Source organism: Rubrivivax albus, assembly GCF_004016515.1.
GTDB lineage: Bacteria > Pseudomonadota > Gammaproteobacteria > Burkholderiales > Burkholderiaceae_C > Rubrivivax > Rubrivivax albus.
Genome location: NZ_SACT01000002.1, coordinates 747546 through 766774, shown reverse-complemented (window position 1 = coordinate 766774; position 19229 = coordinate 747546). Strand labels below are relative to the sequence as shown.

The 19229-nt window shown below is 72.5% G+C and carries 12 protein-coding genes; 10 read left to right on the top strand and 2 right to left on the bottom strand.

What is annotated here, in order from left to right:
• Positions 1-97 precede the first annotated feature (97 nt).
• From ENE75_RS09785 to ENE75_RS09745, 9 genes are all read left to right on the top strand, one after another.
• Entirely contained in the window at positions 98-6403 is a 6306-nt protein-coding gene (locus tag ENE75_RS09785; protein WP_128198069.1) for a beta strand repeat-containing protein, read from the top strand.
• A 79-nt stretch (positions 6404-6482) separates the two neighbouring features.
• A complete protein-coding gene (locus tag ENE75_RS09780; RefSeq protein WP_128198068.1) occupies positions 6483-7706 on the top strand; it encodes a porin family protein in 1224 nt (407 codons plus the stop codon).
• 91 nt (positions 7707-7797) lie between these two features.
• Positions 7798-8793, top strand: coding sequence for a BMP family protein (locus ENE75_RS09775; RefSeq protein ID WP_128198067.1), 996 nt, complete (start codon positions 7798-7800; stop codon positions 8791-8793).
• 18 nt (positions 8794-8811) lie between these two features.
• On the top strand, positions 8812-10305 hold the full coding sequence (locus ENE75_RS09770) for an ABC transporter ATP-binding protein (protein ID WP_128198066.1): 1494 nt from the start codon (positions 8812-8814) through the stop codon (positions 10303-10305).
• Positions 10305-11345, top strand: coding sequence for an ABC transporter permease (locus ENE75_RS09765; protein WP_199232254.1), 1041 nt, complete (start codon positions 10305-10307; stop codon positions 11343-11345). Before ENE75_RS09770 ends, ENE75_RS09765 begins: the two co-directional genes overlap by 1 nt.
• A 28-nt stretch (positions 11346-11373) precedes the next feature.
• Positions 11374-12312 carry an ABC transporter permease gene (locus tag ENE75_RS09760; RefSeq protein ID WP_128198065.1) on the top strand — a complete coding sequence of 313 codons (939 nt, stop codon included), beginning with the start codon at positions 11374-11376 and terminating at the stop codon, positions 12310-12312.
• 124 nt (positions 12313-12436) lie between these two features.
• Entirely contained in the window at positions 12437-13705 is a 1269-nt protein-coding gene (locus tag ENE75_RS09755) for a GTP cyclohydrolase II (protein WP_128198064.1), read from the top strand.
• Positions 13698-14996 (top strand): URC4/urg3 family protein, encoded by a 1299-nt coding sequence (locus ENE75_RS09750; protein WP_233259003.1) that lies wholly within the window; start codon positions 13698-13700, stop codon positions 14994-14996. The genes ENE75_RS09755 and ENE75_RS09750 overlap by 8 nt, the downstream gene beginning before the upstream one ends.
• Positions 14997-15000: 4 nt before the next feature.
• Entirely contained in the window at positions 15001-15816 is an 816-nt protein-coding gene (locus ENE75_RS09745; RefSeq protein ID WP_128198063.1) for a helix-turn-helix domain-containing protein, read from the top strand.
• On the opposite strand, the gene atpE is transcribed toward ENE75_RS09745, so the two are convergent.
• Positions 15806-16042, bottom strand: coding sequence for a F0F1 ATP synthase subunit C (gene atpE / locus ENE75_RS09740; protein ID WP_128198062.1), 237 nt, complete (start codon positions 16040-16042; stop codon positions 15806-15808). The genes ENE75_RS09745 and atpE overlap by 11 nt on opposite strands.
• A gap of 76 nt (positions 16043-16118) precedes the next feature.
• On the opposite strand from atpE, the gene upp reads away from it, so the two are divergent.
• The gene (upp, locus tag ENE75_RS09735) at positions 16119-16742 is read left to right on the top strand and encodes a uracil phosphoribosyltransferase (RefSeq protein WP_128198061.1); all 624 of its coding nucleotides are present in this window, start codon (positions 16119-16121) and stop codon (positions 16740-16742) included.
• A gap of 39 nt (positions 16743-16781) precedes the next feature.
• On the opposite strand, the gene ENE75_RS09730 is transcribed toward upp, so the two are convergent.
• Positions 16782-19205 (bottom strand): PAS domain-containing hybrid sensor histidine kinase/response regulator, encoded by a 2424-nt coding sequence (locus tag ENE75_RS09730; RefSeq protein ID WP_128198060.1) that lies wholly within the window; start codon positions 19203-19205, stop codon positions 16782-16784.
• Positions 19206-19229 lie beyond the last annotated feature (24 nt).

The following is a 19229-nucleotide window of genomic DNA, read 5'->3' as shown; positions in this document are numbered from 1 at the left end:
GGGACGGCGCGCCGTCCCGTGTTCTTGGGGCTTGGCCCGGGCCTGAAATCGGCTGTCCCGAAATACATTCGGTGGTTTTCCATCCCTGGAGCCCCGAATGACCGTTCGCCCGTCCCGCCGTCGCGCCACCTCGCGTGCACCCCGTGCGATCCTGGTGCCGCTGGTCCTGTCGGCGTCCATCAGTGCGGCCTACGCGGCCTCGGTCACCGTCGGCGGCACGACGGGCACGGCGGGCACCAATGGCCAGACGTCGGGCAGCTCCGGCGGATCGGGCAGCGCCGGCGGTTCGGCCAATGCCAATGCCGCCAGCGGCGCCACCAACACCGCGTCCGCGTATGGCGGTAGCGGGGGCTCCGGGGGATCGGGTGGTGGCGGCACGGCCTCCATCAAGGGGGGCAACGGTGGCGCCGGCGCCCAGGGCGGAAGTGCCAGTGCGACGGCGTCGACCAGTTCCTCGAATCCCGCGCAGGCAACCGCCTATGCCTACGGCGGCCAGGGAGGCTCCTCAGGTTCACCCGGCGGTGACGGCGGCGCCGGCGCTGGCAACGGCAGCAGTGGCGGCAGCGGCGCCAGTGCCTCGGCCAGCGCCAGTTCGACGGCGACGACGGGCAACACCTCCAATGCCACGGCCTATGCGGCAGGCGGCGGCGGCGGTTACGCGATCAGCCCGGGACGCACCGGCGGCAGCGGCGCCTCGGCCAGTGCGTCGGCCTATGGCAGCTCGGCCGGAGGCTCGGTCAGCGTCGGGGCCTCGGCCGTTGGCGGCGCGGGCGGCACGGGCTACACCGGCGCCAACGGCGGCGCCGGCGCATCGGTCTCGCAGGGCAGTTCGGTCAACGGGGCCACCACGGGCACCATGTCCTGGTCGCAGACCGCGGGCGCAGGCTCGGGGGGCTTCAGCTACGGCGGGCAGGCGGGCAACGGGGGCAACGCCAGCACGTCACTGAGCCGCAGCAACAACAACGCGGCGGTGTTGAACGTGACGGTGTCCAGCACCGGTGGTGCCGGGGGTGGCGCCATCGACGGGGGTGGCACGGGCACGGCGGGCACGGCGACCTCCAGTGCGTCCATCAACGCGAACGCCGGGAACCTGACCCTGTCGGCGAACAGCTTCGGCGGATCCGGCGGTGGTTCCATCGGCGGCGCCAGCGGCAAGAACGGAGCGACGGCCAGTTCAACGGCCAGCGGCTCGGTCAGCGGCAGCGCGAGCGCGGGCATCCAGGCCCAGTCCTACGGTGGAAATGGGGGCACCGGGGCCGGTGCAGGCCGCAGTGGCGGCCACGGTGCCAGCGCGACAGCCAATGCCAGCGGCACAGCCGGCAGTGGCAGCCTGAACGTGAACGTCTACGCGTACGGGGGTACCGGCGGTTCGGGCACGGGGTCGGCCAATGGTGGCAACGGTGCGGCGCAGACCCTCGCGAATGCCGTCAGCGCCAGCGGCACCGGTGCAGTGACGCTGACGCAGGGCGCGACCGGCGGACAAGGGGGTGCCAGCGATGGCGGCACGGCTGGTGCGGGCGGGGCGGCCAGCAGCACGCTGACGCGCACGGTCAATGGCGCGGCCACGCTCACCGCGTCGGTCTCCGCCAATGGCGGACATGGCGGCGGCACCAACGGGTCCACCGGCACAACCGCTGCTGGCGGTTCTGCCACCAGTTCGTCAACGATCAATGGCAGCGCCTCGGTCAACAGTACGGTCTACGCCTACGGCGGCAACGGCGGCGCCGGTGGGGCGTTGTCCAGCAGTGGCTCGTCAGGCGCGACGGGATCGGCCGAGTCCCAGGCCAACACCACCGGCAACAGCGTGGCCACCGCCAGCGCCTCGGCCGTGGGAGGCAGCGGTGGCTACGGGCAGGGCAATGGCCGCACCGCGGGCACAGGTGCCACCGCCAGTGCCTCGGCCTATGGCAGCTCCAACGGGGGCCATACCTCGGTGTCTGCGACGGCCAGCGGCGGTGCGGGCGGCACCGGGTACAGCACGGCCAACGGCGGCGCGGGCGCGGCGGTGACCCAGGGCAGTTCGGTGAATGGCAGCACCACCGGCACGATGTACTGGACCCAGACCGCCAACGGGGGTTCCGGCGGCTATTCCTATGGCGGACAGGCTGGCGCCGGCGGCAATGCCAGCACGACGCTGAGCCGCAACAACAACACCGCGTCGACGCTGAATGTCGCCGTCACCAGCAGCGGTGGTGACGGTGGCGGCAGCACCGACGCCGGCGGCACCGGTGTGGCTGGCACGGCCTCCTCCGACGCCACCGTGAATGCGAAAGCCGGTGCCTTGAGCCTGAGTGCCGCCGCCACCGGCGGCAGCGGCGGCAGTGCCGGCAGCAATGCCAACGGCAAGAAGGGCGGCAATGCCAGCACCACGGTGAACGGATCCGTCCTCAACAGCGCCAATGGGGCGGTCCAGGGCACCGCCTATGGCGGCGCCGGTGGAACAGGGACGGGCAGTGGGCGCAGCGGAGGGCTGGGGGGCACGTCCAGCGTCAGCGCCACGGGCACGGCCGATACGGGCAGCCTGACCGTGTCGGCCTATGGCTACGGCGGGTCAGGCGGCGCTGGCAATGGCTCGGCCAACGGCGGCAATGGTGCCGTGCAAGTCCTGAACAACGCGGTCAATGGCACGGGCAACGGGACGCTGACGCTGACGCAGTACGCCGTCGGCGGTCACGGCGGCAGCAGCAACGGTGCCGTGGCCGGCAACGGTGGGGGGGCCAACAGCAGCCTGTCGCGGACCAAGAACACGGCCAGCCATCTGGCGGCCAATGTGTCCGCGAGTGGCGGCCTGGGGGGTTCGACCAGCGGTGCGCCGGGGACCGCTGGGAACGGTGGCAATGCCACGGCGTCGGCGGTGATGTCGGGCAGTGCGACGGTCAGCACCGCCGTCACTGCGTATGGCGGCGCTGGCGGCGCCGGTGCGGCCACCACGGGCAGCGGCGCTGCGGGCGGAACGGCGAGCAGCAGCGCGCAGGCCAACTCCAGCGCCAACAGTGCGGTCACCGCAACCGGCACCGCCAACGGCGGCGGCGGGGGTTATGCCCAGGGCGCTGGACGCACCGCCGGGGCGGGCGGTACCGCCACCGCGTCGGGGTACGGCACCTCTGTGGGTGGGCAGACGAGCGTCGCTGCCACCGCCAGCGGGGGCAGCGGCGGCACGGGCTACGGCGATGCGAATGGCGGTGCCGGCGCGTCGGTGACCTTGGGCAGTGCGGTCAATGGCATCACCACGGGCACGATGTACTGGACGCAGACGGCCAATGCCGGCGCCGGTGGATTCAGCTATGGCGGGCAGGCGGGTGCCGGTGGCGACGCCAGCAACACCTTCAGCCGCAACAACAACAATGCTTCGGCGTTGAACGTGTCGGTGTCCAGCTCCGGGGGCAGCGGTGGCGGCAGCGCCGATGCCGGCACCACCGGCCAGGCCGGAAATGCCAGCACCTCGGCCACGGTGTACGCCAAGGCCGGCAACCTGAGCCTGACCGCGTCGGCCCAGGGCGGGCAAGGCGGCACCGCCAGCAGCGACGCCAGCGGCCAGAACGGCGGTACGGCCAGCGCCACGGCCAATGGCATGGTGGACGACAGCGCCAGCGGCACCGTCGTGGCCCAAGCCAGCGGTGGCACCGGCGGCACTGGCGCCGGCGCGGGCCGCAGCGGCGGTGATGGCGGCACGGTGTCGCTCACGGCCATCGGCAACGCTGGCACCGGTGCCCTGAACGTCAGTGCCCATGCCTACGCCGGCGCCGGCGGCGCCGGCAGCGGCGGCGCCGCCGGGGGCGCGGGAGCCGATGCCACACTGACCAATGCGGTCAACGGCCTCGGCAGCGGCTCCGTCACGCTGACGCAGAACGCCACCGGGGGCAATGGCGGTGCCAGTGCCGGCGGCCTGGCCGGCGCGGCCGGGTCGGCGTCCAGCAGCCTGACCCGCACCAACAACACGGCGACCAGCCTGACGGGGACCACCTCGGCCACGGCCGGTACGGGCGGCGCCAGCACCGGCGCCAGCGGCACGGCCGGCGCGGGTGGTGACGCCAGCGCCACCACCGTGCTCACCGGCAGCGCCAGCGTCACCTCCTATGCTCGCGCTTATGGCGGTGCGGGCGGTGCGGGCGCGGCCACGTCCAGCAGCGGCGCTGCGGGTGGCGTCGCCGCGAGCAACGCCCAAGCCAACAGCAGCGTCAACAGTGCGGCGTCGGCGACAGCCCAGAGCACCAGCGGCGGCGGCGGTTATGCGCAAGGGAATGGCCAGGTCGGCGGTACCGGCGGCGACGCAACGGGGGCAACGGCCTATGCCAGTTCCACCGGCGGCGTGGTCAGCGTCTCGGCCCAGGCCGGTGCCGGCAGTGGCGGCACGGGTTACAGCGGCGCCGATGGCGGTGCTGGCGGCTCGGCGACGCAGGGCAGCTCGGTCAACGGCGCCACCAGCGGCACCATGTACTGGTACCAGTCCGCAGCCGGCGGCAGCGGTGGCTACAGCTATGGCGGCCAAGGCGGGGCGGGTGGTGACGCCAGCACCACGCTGAGCCGGAACAACAACAACGCCGCCGCGCTGAACGTGACGGTGGCGAGCAACGGCGGCGCCGGCGGCGGCAGCAATGGTGGCGGTGGCACCGGGGCGGCCGGCGCGGCCAGCACCAGCGCCACGGTGGGGGCCGCAGGCGCGCTGAGCCTGACCGGCACCAGCACCGGCGGCGGCGGCGGCGCAGCGGGCAGCGGGGCCAGCGGCCAGGCCGGCGGCGCAGCGACCACGGTGGCCACGGGCACCGTCAGCGGCGGATCCACCGGCACTGTCTCGGCCACCGCCTACGGTGGTGCGGGCGGCGCCGGCGCAGGCAGCGGGCAGACCGGCGGCGCGGGCGGCACGGCCGATGCCAGGGCCGTGGTCAATGGCGCGGCCGGCAATCTCGCCGCGTCGTCGTATGCCTATGGCGGCGCCGGTGGCGCCGGCAGCAGCGCCGCTAGCGGCGGTGCCGGCGGCGATGTGAGCCTGGACAACGACGTCAATGCCGTCTCCGGCGGGCAGGGCACGGTCACCCAGTTGGCCTACGGCGGCACCGGCGGCAGCAGCAGCGGCGGCACCGCGGGCCGTGGCGGCAACGCCAGTTCGGTGCTCAATCGCGTGTTCGCCAGCCAGACCAGCACCCAGGTGAGCCTGCAGGCCTATGGTGGCGCAGCAGGGGCGGTTTCGTCCGGCGCCGCCGGTGCGGCGGGCGGCACCGGCCATGTCGGCGCCGATATCGAGCAGACCACCGCGGGCAAGCCCCTGAACGTGCAGGGCTATGCCAACGGCGGCACCGGCAGCGGCGGTGTCGCCGGTGGCGACGCCAGCGCCTCGATGGTGGCGCGGTCGACGCAGAACGTCACCCTCGGGGCCAACCTGCAGGCCGGTGCTGGCGGCAACGCCACGTCGAACATCACGGCCAGCAGCACCGGCGCCACTGCCAATGTCTACGCCACGCAGACCGTCACGGCCAGCACCGGCGAGGCCAGCGGCACCGCGCGGACTGAAGGGGTCGACAGCGCCGCGCTGTGGTCTCGCACCACGACCAACGGCGTCAGCGGCACCGCCTCGGCCATCAGCACATCGACGTCGGGCACCCGTTCGGTGTCGTCCGAAGCGCACGCCGGCACCAGCGGCAGCACGCTGGCCGATGCCACGGCGAGCTATGCAGCGGCATCCACGCTGTCGCTGCCCAATCTCAACGGCGGCAGCAACGGCTTGCAGGCGTTCGCGTACAGCTACGGTGCCCTGAACAGCACCGCGCTGAACAACATCATGCTGAACAACCCGAACGTCGCCGCGGCGGTGGGCGGGTCCTTCGACCTGATCGGCGGGGGCGTGCTGGGCGCGAACTACGGCAGCGGCGCCAGCGGCAGCCAGACCTACACGGCGGTGGCCAACTACACCTTCACGGTGGATGCGGCCACCCCGGTCAGCCTGGGCCTGCTGGACTTCACCCACCACGGCGGCGGCTTCGACAGTCTGACCCTGACCGCCACGCGCGGCGGCGCCACCCTGTTCTCGACGAGTTTCAACAACGTGGGCGACGCCGCGGCCTTCCTGGACGACCGGGTGGTCTCGCTGGGCAACTTCAACGCCGGCGTGCGCAGCGTCAAGCTCACTTACACCCTGGTGGCCGACTCGGCGCAGGGGGCGGACATGAGCTACCTGCTGACGGCCAACGCCGGCTCGGTGGCCAGCGGGGCGCCGGCGACGGCTGCGGCCACGCCGAGCACGCCGACGACGACGGCCTCGCGGCTGAGCGGCCTGATGCCCACGCTGTTCGGCACCGAGGCGGTGCTGCGCAGCCTATCGCCGTCGGTGGCGGTCGCGGAGAGCGCCGGGTCGCGGCGCAGCCCGGTGCCGGCGCGGCGCGACCTGCCGGCGTTGCGCGAACGCTAAGGGCGCGCGCGGGGCCGCCCCGGGCCCCCGTGCCCGGCGGCGTACGATCGCGACGAACCCGACCCGTCCCGACCTTGCGTTGACTCCGCCCTCCTCGACCCACCGGCGCTGCCGGCTGCTTGCGGTGTGCCTGGCCGGCGGCCTGGCCGCCCCAGCCGTCGCCGACACGGCACCGGCGCCCGAGGTCGACACCGGCCCGCGCTGGGCACTGACGCTCAGCGTCGGCCTGGGCGACGACGACAACCTCTCGCTGCTGCCGGTGGCGCCGGTGCGCGGACGCTACCTGCTCGCCTATCCGTCGCTCACCGCCACCTGGGCCGGTGGCGGGTACACCACGACGCTGCAGGCGCGCGCCGAGTGGCTGCGCCACGACGGCCATCCCGAGTTCGACCGCACCAACAGCGAACTGGGGGCGGGCGGCGTGGCCGCGCTCGGGGAGCACGCCGCCACCGCCTGGCGCGTGGTGCTGCAGGACTGGCACGACCCGGTCGGCACCGGGGCGCTGGCCCGGCCCGACGACGAGCCGGACCACTTCGTCGCCGGCGCCGGCGGCGTCGTGTTCCGCGTCGACGCGATCGACGCGCCGGCCCGCCTGGAGGCGGAGCTGAACGCGTCGCGCAAGCGGTACCAGAATCACCGCGCCGTGACCGTGGCCGGCGACCTGTCGACGCGCGGCCTGGTGCTGCGCGCCGCGCGGCCGGCCCCGCCCGGTGCGGTGCAGGGATCGGTCGAGCTGCGTAGCCTGGTCGCCGACTACGACTACCGGCCGCTGGCCCTGTCGCACGAAGACCACCGGCTGCTGTTCGGGGTCCAGATCGAGCCCGAACCGGGCTCCGCGGCGCCCTGGGCGCTGAAGCTGCAGGCGGGCTGGCAGCGCCTGGGCTTCGCGCGCCTGCGGCCGACGCGGACCGGCTTCGCGTGGGAAGGCCAGGGCCAGTGGGCGCCGCGCCCGGCCACGGCGCTGGAGCTCGGCGGGCGGCGCCAAGTCGGCGTGCTCGCCGGCGACCTGGCCGATGCCGTAGGCGAGCGCACGCTTCGTCTGTCGTGGACCGAGCGCTGGGGCGACGCCTGGTCCTCCACGCTGGCGGTGGCCGATACGCGCCTCGACTACCGCTATGGCGGCTTTGCAGACGGCGAGCCGCGCATCGAGCACGTGCGCGCGGCGGACCTGGAACTGCGCCGCCGGCTGGACGAGCGCCGGTCGTGGGTGGCCAGCGCCTCCACGCTGCGCCGCGACAGCGGCGACCCGGCGTTGCGCTACCAGCGCCGCGTGCTGCGCCTCATGCTCGAGATGCAGTGGTGAGTCGGAGGCGCACCCGCGAAACCCCTGCCTTGCCGCGGCACGCCGCTTGCTAAATTCGATGCATCACCCGCTGACACGAGGAGTCTGTCGTATGTCCCTGTCCCGCCGCACCACGCTGGGCGTCGCCCTGGCCACCGCCGCCACGCTGGCGGGTCTGCCCGGCCCGGCGCTGGCCCAGGCCAAGCTCAAGGTGGCCGCCATCTACACCGTCCCGGTGGAACAGCAGTGGGTCAGTCGCATCGACAAGGCGCTGAAGGCGGCCGTGGCGCGCGGCGAGATCGAGTACGTCTTCAGCGAGAACGTGGCCAACGCCGACTACGAGCGCGTGATGCGCCAGTACGCCGAGCAGGGCAACACGCTGATCGTCGGCGAGAGCTTCGCGGTCGAGGCCGCCGCCCGCAAGGTGGCCAAGGACTACCCCAAGGTGGCCTTCCTGATGGGCAGCAGCGGCAAGCCGCAGGCGCCCAACTTCAGCGTCTTCGACAACTACATCCAGGAGCCGGCCTACCTGACCGGGCTGATCGCCGGCGGCATGAGCAAGAGCGGCAAGATCGGCATGGTGGGCGGCTACCCCATCCCCGAGGTCAACCGCTTGATGAACGCCTTCATGGCCGGCGTGAAGGAGATGAACCCGAAGGCGGAGTTCATGGTCACCTTCATCAACAGCTGGTTCGACCCGCCCAAGGCCAAGGAAGCGGCCTTTGCGATGATCGACAAGGGCGCCGACGTGATGTACGCCGAGCGCTTCGGCGTCAGCGATGCGGCCAAGGAGCGCAAGGTGCTGGCCATCGGCAACGTGATCGACACCCAGGCCCAGTACCCCGACACCGTGGTGGCCAGCGCGCTGTGGCACATGGAGCCCACCATCGACGCCGCGATCAAGGCCGTCAAGGGCGGCAAGTTCAAGGCCGAGGACTACGGCCCGTACTCGATGATGAAGCCGGGCGGTTCCACGCTGTCGCCGCTGGGCACGTTCGACGCCAAGGTGCCGCAGGCCGTCAAGGACAAGGTGGCCGCGCGCCAGAAGGAGATCCTGGCCGGCAGCTTTAAGGTCAAGGTGGACGACAACCCGCCGAAGGCGAAGTGATCGCCCGTTGATTCAGCGGTGACGACGCCCGTCCTGCGCCTGCAGGGCATCACCAAGCGCTTCGGCGCGCTGACCGCCAACGATGACATCTCGCTGCAGCTCGCGAGCGGCGAGGTACTGGCGTTGCTGGGCGAGAACGGCGCCGGCAAGAGCACGCTGATGTCCATCCTCTTCGGCCACTACTTGGCCGATGCGGGCGCCATCGAGGTCGACGGCCGGGTGCTGCCGCCGGGCCAGCCGCGGGCAGCGCTGGCGGCGGGCATCGGCATGGTGCACCAGCACTTCACGCTGGCCGACAACCTCGGCGTGCTGGACAACGTGCTGCTCGGCCGCGAAGCGCTGTGGCAGCCGTTCTCGCGCCGCGCGGCGGCGCGCGCGCGGCTGCTGGCGCTGGCACAACGCTTCGGGTTGGTGGTGGACCCGGAAGCCCGGGTGGGCGACCTGTCCGTCGGCGAGCGGCAGCGGGTGGAGATCCTCAAGGCGCTCACGGCCGCGGAAACCGCGGGCGGTGGCGCGCGCGTGCTGATCCTCGACGAGCCGACCGCGGTGCTGACGCCGCAGGAGACCGCGTCGCTGTTCGCGTCGCTGCGCCAGATGGTGGCCAGCGGCGTGGCGCTGATCTTCATCAGCCACAAGCTCGACGAGGTGCTGCAGATCGCGCACCGCGTGGCCGTGCTGCGCGGCGGCCGCCTGGTGGCCGACCTGCCTGCGGCCGACGTCGACAAGCCGATGCTGGCCGAGGCCATGGTCGGCCGCACGGTGGCGCCGGCGGTGCGGCGAGAGCACGCGCGCGGCGAAGCCGTGTGCAGCGTGCCCGGCACGCCACTGGTGCTGCACGCCGGCGAGATCGTCGCCATCGCCGGCGTGGCGGGCAACGGGCAGGCGGCGCTCGCCGAGCGGCTGTGCGGCCTCGGGCCAGGCACCGTGCTGCTGCGTGGCCGCACGCTGCCGGCCAGGCCGCGCGAGTTCGTGGCTGCCGGGGTGGCGCGCATCCCCGAGGACCGGCACGCTGTCGGCCTCGTCGGCGACCTCGCGCTGTGGGAGAACGCGGTGCTGGAGCGTTACGCGACGCCGCGCTTCGCGCGTGCCGGCGTGATCCGCCGCGGTGCGGCACGCGCCCATGCCCAGGCCATCGTCGAGCGCTTCGACGTGCGTGGTGGCGGGCTCGACCGCCCGGTGCGCGCGCTGTCCGGCGGCAACATGCAGAAGCTGATCCTCGGCCGCGCGCTGATCGACGGTGATGCCACCCTCATCGTCGCCGACCAGCCCACCTGGGGCCTGGACGTCGGCGCGGTGGCCGACGTGCACCAGCGCCTGCTCGACGCGGCCGCCGGCGGCGCGGCCGTGCTGCTGATCAGCGAGGACCTGGACGAGATCTTCGCGCTGGCCGACCGCATCGCCGTCATCCATGCCGGCTTGCTCACCGAGGCCAGAGAGGCGGCGCAGTGGACACTGGCGGACATTGGCCTGGCGATGGCCGGTCATGCGGGCAACGCGGAGGCCGTGGCCTGATGCGGCTGGAACGCCGGGACCAGACGCCCGCCGCGCTGCTGCTGGCCGCGCCGGCCGGCGCGCTGCTGTTCACGCTGGCGGTGACGTCGCTGCTCGTGGCCTGGGCCGGCGCGCCGGTGGGCCGCGCCTACGCGCTGCTGCTTGAGGGCGGCTTCGGCTCGCGCTTCGCGTGGACCGAGACCCTCACCCGGGCCACGCCGCTGATCCTCACCGGCCTGGCCGCCGCCGTGGCCTTCCGTGCCCGCCTGTTCAACATCGGCGCCGAGGGCCAGCTGTACGCCGGTGCGCTGGCCGCGGTGGCCGTGGGCACGCTGGACGGCCCGCCGGCGCTGCTGTTCCCGGCCATGCTGGCGGTGGCCATGGTGGCCGGTGCGCTGCTGCTGCTGGGCCCGGCCTGGGCCAAGAGCCGGCTCGGCGTGGACGAGGTGGTGACCACGCTGCTGCTGAACTTCATCGTGCTGCTGTTCGTCTCGGCGATGCTCGACGGGCCGATGAAGGACCCCACCGCGATGGGCTGGCCGCAGAGCGCCGCGCTGCCGGACGAACTGCAGCTGTCCAAGCTGCTGGAGCGCAGCCGCGTGCACACCGGGCTCGTGGTGGCGGGGGTGGCGGCCGTGGCCTGCTGGGCGCTGCTGCGCTTCACCACTGCTGGTTTCGCGGTGCGTGCCGTGGGCGCCAACCCGCGCGCCGCGGCCTTCGCCGGTGTGCCGGTGCGCGCCACCACGCTGGGTGTGGCGCTGCTGTCGGGCGCGCTGGCCGGTCTGGCCGGTGCGGTGGAGGTGGCGGGGCGCACCGCCTACGTGACGCTGGACATGAGCCCGGGCTATGGCTACAGCGGCATCGTCATCGCGATGCTGGCCATGCTGCACCCGCTGGGCGTGGTGGCGGCGTCGGTCTTCGTCGCCGGCATGCTGGTGGGCGCCGACAGCATGAGCCGCGCGGTGGGCGTGCCGACCTACATCGCCGACGTCATCGTCGCCGTCGCGCTGATCGCGATGCTGGTGGCGACGATGCTGACACAGTACCGGGTGCGACGATGAGGCAGGTGCGCAGCGCCCTGGGGGCCAGATGACCGAGACGTTCGAGCTGCTGCTCGCCGCGCCCTTCTGGGTCTCGGTGCTGCGCATCGCCACGCCGCTGATCCTGGGCACACTGGGCGTGCTGCTGTGCGAACGCGCCGGCGTGCTGAACCTGGGCATCGAGGGCATCATGGTCGCCGGGGCCTTCGTCGGTTGGCTGGTGGTGTGGCAGGGCGCGGGGCTGTGGACCGGCGTGGCCGCCGCGGCGCTCACCGGCGCGCTGTTCGGGCTGCTGCACGCCGGGCTCACCGTGGGCCTGGCGCTGTCGCAGCACGTGGCAGGGCTGGGCATCACGCTGCTGGCCACCAGCCTGGCCAGCTACGCCTACCGCGTGAGCTTCCCTAAGGTGGACAGCCCGCCGACCGTGGAGCCCTTTGCGCCGATGAGCAGTCTTCCGATCCCGGTGCTGGATGCGCAGACGCCGCTGACGCTGCTGGCGCTGGCCCTGGTGCCGCTGCTGGCCTGGGGCCTGAACCGCACGCCGCTGGGCCTGGCGCTGCGCATGGTGGGCGAGAACCCGGCCGCGGTGGAGAGCCAGGGCCTGAGCGTGGCGGGCCTGCGCACCGGCGCCATCGCCGCCGGGTCGGCGCTGATGGGCGTGGCCGGCGCCTTCCTGACGCTGTCGGCCTTCAACGCCTTCTACTTCAACATGGTCAACGGCCGCGGCTGGGTCTGCGTGGCGCTGGTGGTGTTCGCCTCGTGGCGGCCGGGCATGGCGCTGCTGGGCGCGCTGCTGTTCGCCTTCTTCGACGCGCTGCAGCTGCGCCTTCAGCAGGCGGGCGATGGGGGCGTGTTCGGCCTCGACCTGCCCTATCAGGTCTACCTGATGCTGCCGTACGCCATGGCCATCGTGGCGCTGGTGCTGGTGGCGCGGCGCGCGCGTTACCCGCAGGCGCTGATGAAGCCGTACCGCAAAGGCGAGCGCTGACGGCGCCCATGGCGTTCATGGTGCCTGCGGCGCCCGTGGCGTCTGTCGCGCCCCCGGCACGCGGTGTCGCCATGCGCGGGCAATTTGCGCGATCATGGGCCTTTCGCGCGAACGAGAGCACACGATGGCCGACGCGCCCCGCGAAGCATCACCGACACCCCGCCACATCCGGCTGACCTCGCACCCCGGCCAGGGGGCTGGCGGCGCGTTGCCGCTGCACTGGGGGGCGGCCGACCCGCAAGGGCGCGGTCCGGTCGTGGGCACCACCACGCAGCGTGCGCAGCGCAATGTGGTCGGCACCCACAGCGGCAGCTACGGCGTCTACCGTGCGCTGGCCGTGGCCGCCGGCAAGATGGTGCGCGGCCACCGCGCCGACCTCACCGACACCGCGCCCACCGACGCCATCGGCCCACACTCGGCCTGGTCCGACCCGGAACGCATCGTCTCCATCGACCCCTGGGGCGCCAGCGTGCAGCAGGTGTTCGCGCCGCAGATCGCCGCGGGCGTGGACATCCGGCCCACCATCGCCGTCACCAAGGCGCACGTGCACCTGCCGGAAATCAAGCAGGCGCTGGCCTTCCAGCGCCTGCAGGTGGACGGGCGCATCCTGCTCGACGACGCCAGTGCCGCGGTCACCAAGATCGCCGTCGAGCCGGTGTGGTGGCTGCCCGGCGTGGCGCGGCGCTTCGGTGTCAGCGAGGCCGACCTTCGCCGCGCGCTGTTCGAGGAGACGGGCGGCATGTACCCGGAACTCGTCACGCGCAGCGACCTCGAGGTCTTCCTGCCACCCATCGGCGGGCAGACGCTGTACGTCTTCGGCCGCGTGCAGGACCTGGCCGATGCATCGGTGACGCTGACCGCGCGCGTGCACGACGAGTGCAACGGCTCCGACGTCTTCGGTTCCGACATCTGCACCTGCCGGCCGTACCTGACGCACGCCATCGAGGAATGCATCCAGGGCGCGCAGCGCGGTGGCGTGGGCCTCATCGCCTACAGCCGCAAGGAAGGCCGGGCGCTGGGCGAGGTCACAAAGTTTCTCGTCTATAACGCCCGGAAACGTCAGGTTGGCGGCGATTCGGCCGACAAGTACTTCCTGCGCACCGAATGCGTGGCCGGCGTGCAGGACATGCGGTTCCAGGAGCTGATGCCCGATGTCCTGCACTGGCTCGGCATCACCCGGATCCACCGCCTGGTCAGCATGAGCAACGACAAGTACGACGCGATCACCGGCAGCGGCATTGCCGTGGACGAGCGCATCAAGATCCCGGATGCGCTGGTGCCGGCAGACGCCCGCGTGGAGATCGAGGCCAAGATCGCCGCCGGCTACTTCACCGACGGCGCGGTGCCCGACGCCAGCGCGCTGGCGGCCGTGAAGGGGCGCGGCCTTGACTGAACACACCAGCTTCACCGGCCTGGACGGCACGGGCAAGGACGCCGTCGCCGAAGCCGTGCGCCTGCTGCGCAAGCCCAGCGTGGTGCGCGAGCGCTGCGCCAACATCAGCGCGGCGGTGGCGGCCGACCGTTCGCCGCACTTCCGGCTCGAACGCGCGCGGCTGACCGACGTGGTACGCCGTGTCGCCCGGCTGACGCAGGAACGTTTCCCTGGTGGCGAGGTGCCGCTGCACAGCCGCTGGCGGCACTTCGAGGCCGGGCGCGTGGACCGCAAGGCGCTGCTGGACGCGCGCATCGCCGACCTGTCGATCGCCGAACAGGCGCGCACCCGCATCGACCTGGCCGTGGTCAGCGTGCTGCTGGATGCCGGCGCCGGGCCCGACTGGCGCTTCACCGAGCCCGGCACCGGCCGCGCCTACGCGCGCAGCGAGGGCCTGGCAGTGGCGAGTTTCCACGCCTTCGTCGGCGGCGCCTTCTCGTCGGACCTGCGGGTGCCGATGCGCGTGGACGCCAATGCGCTCGAGCGCCTGGACGCTGCGCAACTGGCCCGGCTGTTCCAGGTGCGCGAGGACAACCCGCTGGTCGGCCTCGACGGCCGCGTGGCCCTGCTCAAGCGCCTGGGCGCGGCGCTGAAGAAGCGGCCCGACGTCTTCGGCAACCCCGGGCGGCCGGGCTACCTGTTCGACCTGCTGACGCACCCGATGGTGGGCGTGCCCGGCTCCACGGTGCAGCGCATCGCGGTCAAGCGGGTGTCGGCGGCGCAGATCCTGCGCACGCTGCTCAAGGCCTTCGGTGGCATCTGGCCCAGCGGGCAGGTGCTCGGCGGGCGGCCCATCGGCGACACCTGGCCGCATCCGATGGCCGGCGGCGAGGGGCCGAGTGCCGGCCGCGTGCCCTTCCACAAGCTCAGCCAGTGGCTGGCGTACTCGCTGGTGGAGCCCTTCCAGTGGGCCGGCATCACCGTCGAGGGCCTGGACGAACTGACCGGCCTGCCCGAGTACCGCAACGGCGGCCTGCTGCTGGACGCCGGCGTGATCGTGCCGCGCGACCCGGCGTACGCCGCCACCGCCTACACCGTGGCCGACCCCTGGGTCATCGAATGGCGGGCGCTCACCGTGACCCTGCTCGACGAGGTGGCCCGCGGCGTGCGCGCCGAGCTCGGCCAGCCCACGCTGCCGCTGGCGGCCGTCCTTGAGGGCGGCACCTGGCTGGCCGGGCGGCAGATCGCACAGGAGCGCCGGCCCGGCGGCCCGCCGCCGGTGCGCGTGGCGAGCAACGGCACGATCTTCTAGCTCGATGGACGTCGCGGTGGCCGGGTTCGGCATGCTGCTGCGCCACTGGCGGCGCCAACGTGCACTGACGCAGGAGGCACTGGCGCTGGACGCCGGCGTGTCGACGCGCCACCTGTCCTGGCTGGAGACCGGCCGCGCAATGCCGAGCCGCGCGATGCTGCTGCGCCTGGCCGAACGGCTGGACGTGCCGCTGCGCGAGCGCAACCACTGGCTGCGCGCCGCCGGGATGGCCGCGTTGTACCCCGAGCATGCGCTGTCGGCGCCGGCGCTGGACACCGTCCGCGCGGCGCTGCAGCACCTGCTCGACGCACACGACCCCTGGCCCGCGCTGGCCGTGGACCGGCACTGGAACCTGGTGGCGGCGAACGCCGCCGTCGGCCGCCTGCTGGCGCGTCTGCTGCCGGGCCGTGCCCTGCCGCAGCCGCTGAACGTGCTGCGCCTGTCTCTGTCGCCCGAGGGCCTGGGCCCGTTCGTGCAGGGGCTGGCCGCGTGGCGGACCCATGTGCTGGTGCGCCTGCAGCGGCAGATCGACGCCACTGGCGACGGCACCCTGGTGCGCCTGCGGGCCGAACTGCAGGCTCTTTCGGTGCCGGCGGACGATGCGCCACCGATCGGCCCGGACGCGGTGGTCATCCCGCTGTCGCTGCGCACGCCTGATGGGCCGCTGGACTTCGTCAGCACCGTCACCGTGTTCGGTGCCCCGCACGACGTGACCACGGCGGAGCTGGCGGTGGAGACGCTGTTGCCGGCCGACGCGGCCAGTGCGGCCCTTCTGCGCCGCTGGCAGGCCGAAGACGCGCCGACGCCGGTCAGCCCCTGAACGGGTTGGCGGTGGCGAACCACAGCCCGATGCCGGTGGCGATGATGAAGGCGCCGTCGAGCACGCCCACGAGCAGGAAGACCTTGGTCTGCAGCGGCTCCATCAATTCCGGCTGGCGCGCCGAGGCCTCCACGTACTTCGACGCCAGAAAACCCACGCCCAGGCAGGACCCCACGGCCCCGAGGCCGATCATGTGGCCCACGGCCAGTGGCAGATACTCGCTCATCGTGTGCTCCTTCGCGTGCTGATCTGCCGCCATCGTGGCCGGCGGCGCAGGGGGCGTCCATGACTCCGGAGGTCAAGTGATCCACACCGTCGACCACCCGCTGGTGCAGCACAAGCTCACGCTGCTGCGCGAGAAGGACCGCAGCACCAACAGCTTCCGCCGGCTGCTGCACGAGATCGCGATGCTGATGGCCTACGAGGTCACGCGCGACACGCCCACACAGCTCATCGAGATCGAGACGCCGCTGGCGCGCATGCGCTCGCCGGTGATCGACGGCAAGAAGACCGTGTTCGTCAGCGTCATGCGCGCCGGCAGCGGCTTCCTCGACGGCATGCTGGAGGTGGTGCCTGGCGCGCGCGTGGGGCATATCGGTCTGTACCGCGACCCGAAGACGCACGTGGCCGTGGAGTACTACTTCAAGATGCCGCAGGACATGCACGAGCGGGATGCCGTGGTGCTGGATCCCATGCTGGCCACCGGCAATTCCGCAGTGGCGGCGGTGGAGCGGCTGAAGGAGACCTCACCGAAGTCGATCCGCTTCGTCTGCCTGCTCGCCGCGCCCGAGGGCCTGGCCAACTTCCAGCGTCACCACCCGGATGTGCCTGTCTTCACGGCCGCCATCGACGAGCGGCTCGACGAGCACGGCTACATCCTGCCCGGCTTGGGCGACGCCGGCGACCGGCTGTTCGGCACGCGCTGAGCCGCACTGAGCCGTGCTCTGCCCGGCGGCGAGACCGGTCTACGCGCGGCCGCATGCCGACAGCGTGCCCGGCGCCTGGGCACGGCCGGTGGCCAGCAGACGAGCCACCGTGGCGTAGAGCAGGGCGATGTCGATGGGCTTGGTCAGGAAGGCGTCCATGCCGGCGTCCAGGCAGCGCTGACGGTCGTCGTCGAAGGCATTGGCGGTCAGGGCCACCACCGGCGTGTGCTGGTTCGGGCCGGCGGCCCGCAGACCGGCCGTCACCTCCAGCCCACCCCGGCGCGGCATCTGCATGTCCATCACGACCAGCGCGTAGGCCCGCTGCGCGGCGAGCGTTGCAGCGGTCTCGCCGTCCTCCGCCGTTGTCACCACGAGCCCGGCGCGCTGCAGCAGTTCGGTACAGATCTCCCGGCTCACCGGGTCGTCCTCGGCCAGCAGGACGGCGCTGCCGGCGAAATCCCGGGACAGCGTGTCGCGCAGCCCGGGACCATCCGAGGTGGGCAGCGTCGGCATGCCGGCGAGCCGGCTGGCGCGGCGCAGGCGCACGGTGAACCAGAAGCGGCTGCCACGGCCGGGCTCGCTATCCACGCCGATGTCGCCACCCATCATGCGCACCAGTTCGCGCGCGATGGCCAGGCCCAGCCCGGTGCCCCCGTGCCGATGGCCGGCGACATCGTCCGCCTGTTCGAACGGGCGGAACAGGCGCTCCCGATCCGCGGGGGTGACGCCGATGCCGTCGTCGACGACGTCGAAGCGCAGCATGTCCTCCGGCAGCAGCTGGACGAACACCTGCACGCCGCCGTGTGCCGTGAACTTGATGGCGTTGTCCACCAGGTTCAGCAGCACCTGCTTGAGCCGCAGGGCGTCGCCCATCCAGGTGCTGCCCTCGAGTGCCGGGGCCAGCGTGTGCTGCAGCAGCAGGCCCTTCTCCTGCGCGCGCGTGCCCGCCAGGCGCTTCACGCTGTCGAGCACGGGCTCGAGTTCGAACATGGCGTCCCGCAGGACCATGCGTTCGGCCTCGATCTTCGACAGGTCGAGGATGTCGCTGATCAGGCCCAGCAGGTGCTGGGAGGCCTGCTGCATGGTGTCGAGCTGCTGGCGCAGCGCCGGGTCGGTGACTCGCTCGCGCGCCAGGCTGGCGGTGCCGATGATGGCGCCCAGCGGTGTGCGCAGTTCGTGGCTCATGTTGGCCAGGAAGCGGCTCTTCGCGCGGTTGGCCGACTCGGCCGCCGCCATGGCCTGACTCAGCGCGGCCGTGCGCTGCGCCACCAGCTCCTCGAGGTGGTCGCGGTGGCGCGCCAGCTCGGCCTGTGCACGTCGGCGCTCGGTGACGTCGCGGCAGATTGCCAGCACGCTGCTCACCGTGCCGTCGATGTCGCGCTCGGGCACGGTGCGGCAGCTCACCGTGCGGCGCCCGCGCGGGGTGTCGATCTCGAACGACGACTCCTGGGGTTCGCCGCTGCGCAGCACCTCGGCCAGGGTGTCGTTCCAGTACCGGCACTGGTCTTCCGGCAGGCCGAGCTCTTCGTGCGTGCGGCCCAGGATGGCGCTGACCGGTATCGGCGTCAGCGTGGCGATGTTCTCGGAGACGAACAGGTGCCGGCCCTCGCTGTCCAGCCGCATGATCACGTCGGGCAGGGCGGCGATCAGGGTGCGCTGCGCCATCTCGCTGCGCTGCAGCGCAGCACGCGCCTCGCGTTCCTGGGTGACGTTCTGCACCATGCCCACGGCGCGCGTCGGCACCCCCTGTGCGTCGCGCTCGCAGACGCGGCCGCGGTCGAGGACCCACACGTACTGGCCATTTCGGTTGCGCAGGCGGTATTCCGCCTCGTAGCGGGCGCGCCGGCCCTGCAGGTGCTGGTCCAGCAGGTGCTGGACCCGGGCCGCATCGTCAGGGTGGATGTTGTGTGCCCAGGTGGCCAGGTCCGGCGCCATCTCGTCTGGGCCGTAGCCCAGCATGCGCTTGAGCTGCGGGCTGAAGAACACATGGCTGCTGGGGATGTCCCAGTCCCACAGGCCGTCCATGGCCTCGTTGAGCGCGAACCAGAGCTGCTTTTCGCGCGACTTGAGCTCGGCCTCCAGCGCCACGCGGCGTGTGACGTCGCGCGCCGCGGAGAGGAAGTACTCCCGGCCCTGGTCGAAGAATCGTGTCGTGTTGACCTCCACCGCCACCTCGTGGCCCGCAGCGTGGCGGTGGCGACCGACGAAGGTGTAGCAGGGCATGCTGCGGATCACCGCGGCGATCTCGCTCCACTGCGGCGCGCCGGTGACGTCCATCTGCAGGCTCAGCACGCTGTGGTCCAGCACCTCTGCCGCGCTCAGCCCCAGGCTTTCCCATGCGGCGCGGTTGCCCCAGACGATGCGTGACGTCTCGGGGTCGAGCAGGTAGACGGCGTCTGCCAGGTGCTCGAACAACGTGAGCGCGGCTGGCACGGCCACCGTGTCAGAGGACTCGACCGCCATCTCGCGGTTCTCCCTCAGGTGAAG

What these genes read in the sequence shown, in the direction of transcription:
- ENE75_RS09765 (WP_199232254.1), top strand. Translation starts at nt 10,305, where the DNA reads ATGCGGCTGGAACGCCGGGACCAGACGCCCGCCGCGCTGCTGCTGGCC.
- ENE75_RS09785 (WP_128198069.1), top strand. Translation starts at nt 98, where the DNA reads ATGACCGTTCGCCCGTCCCGCCGTCGCGCCACCTCGCGTGCACCCCGT.
- atpE (WP_128198062.1), bottom strand. Translation starts at nt 16,042, where the DNA reads ATGAGCGAGTATCTGCCACTGGCCGTGGGCCACATGATCGGCCTCGGG.
- ENE75_RS09760 (WP_128198065.1), top strand. Translation starts at nt 11,374, where the DNA reads ATGACCGAGACGTTCGAGCTGCTGCTCGCCGCGCCCTTCTGGGTCTCG.
- ENE75_RS09755 (WP_128198064.1), top strand. Translation starts at nt 12,437, where the DNA reads ATGGCCGACGCGCCCCGCGAAGCATCACCGACACCCCGCCACATCCGG.
- ENE75_RS09775 (WP_128198067.1), top strand. Translation starts at nt 7,798, where the DNA reads ATGTCCCTGTCCCGCCGCACCACGCTGGGCGTCGCCCTGGCCACCGCC.
- ENE75_RS09745 (WP_128198063.1), top strand. Translation starts at nt 15,001, where the DNA reads ATGGACGTCGCGGTGGCCGGGTTCGGCATGCTGCTGCGCCACTGGCGG.
- ENE75_RS09730 (WP_128198060.1), bottom strand. Translation starts at nt 19,205, where the DNA reads ATGGCGGTCGAGTCCTCTGACACGGTGGCCGTGCCAGCCGCGCTCACG.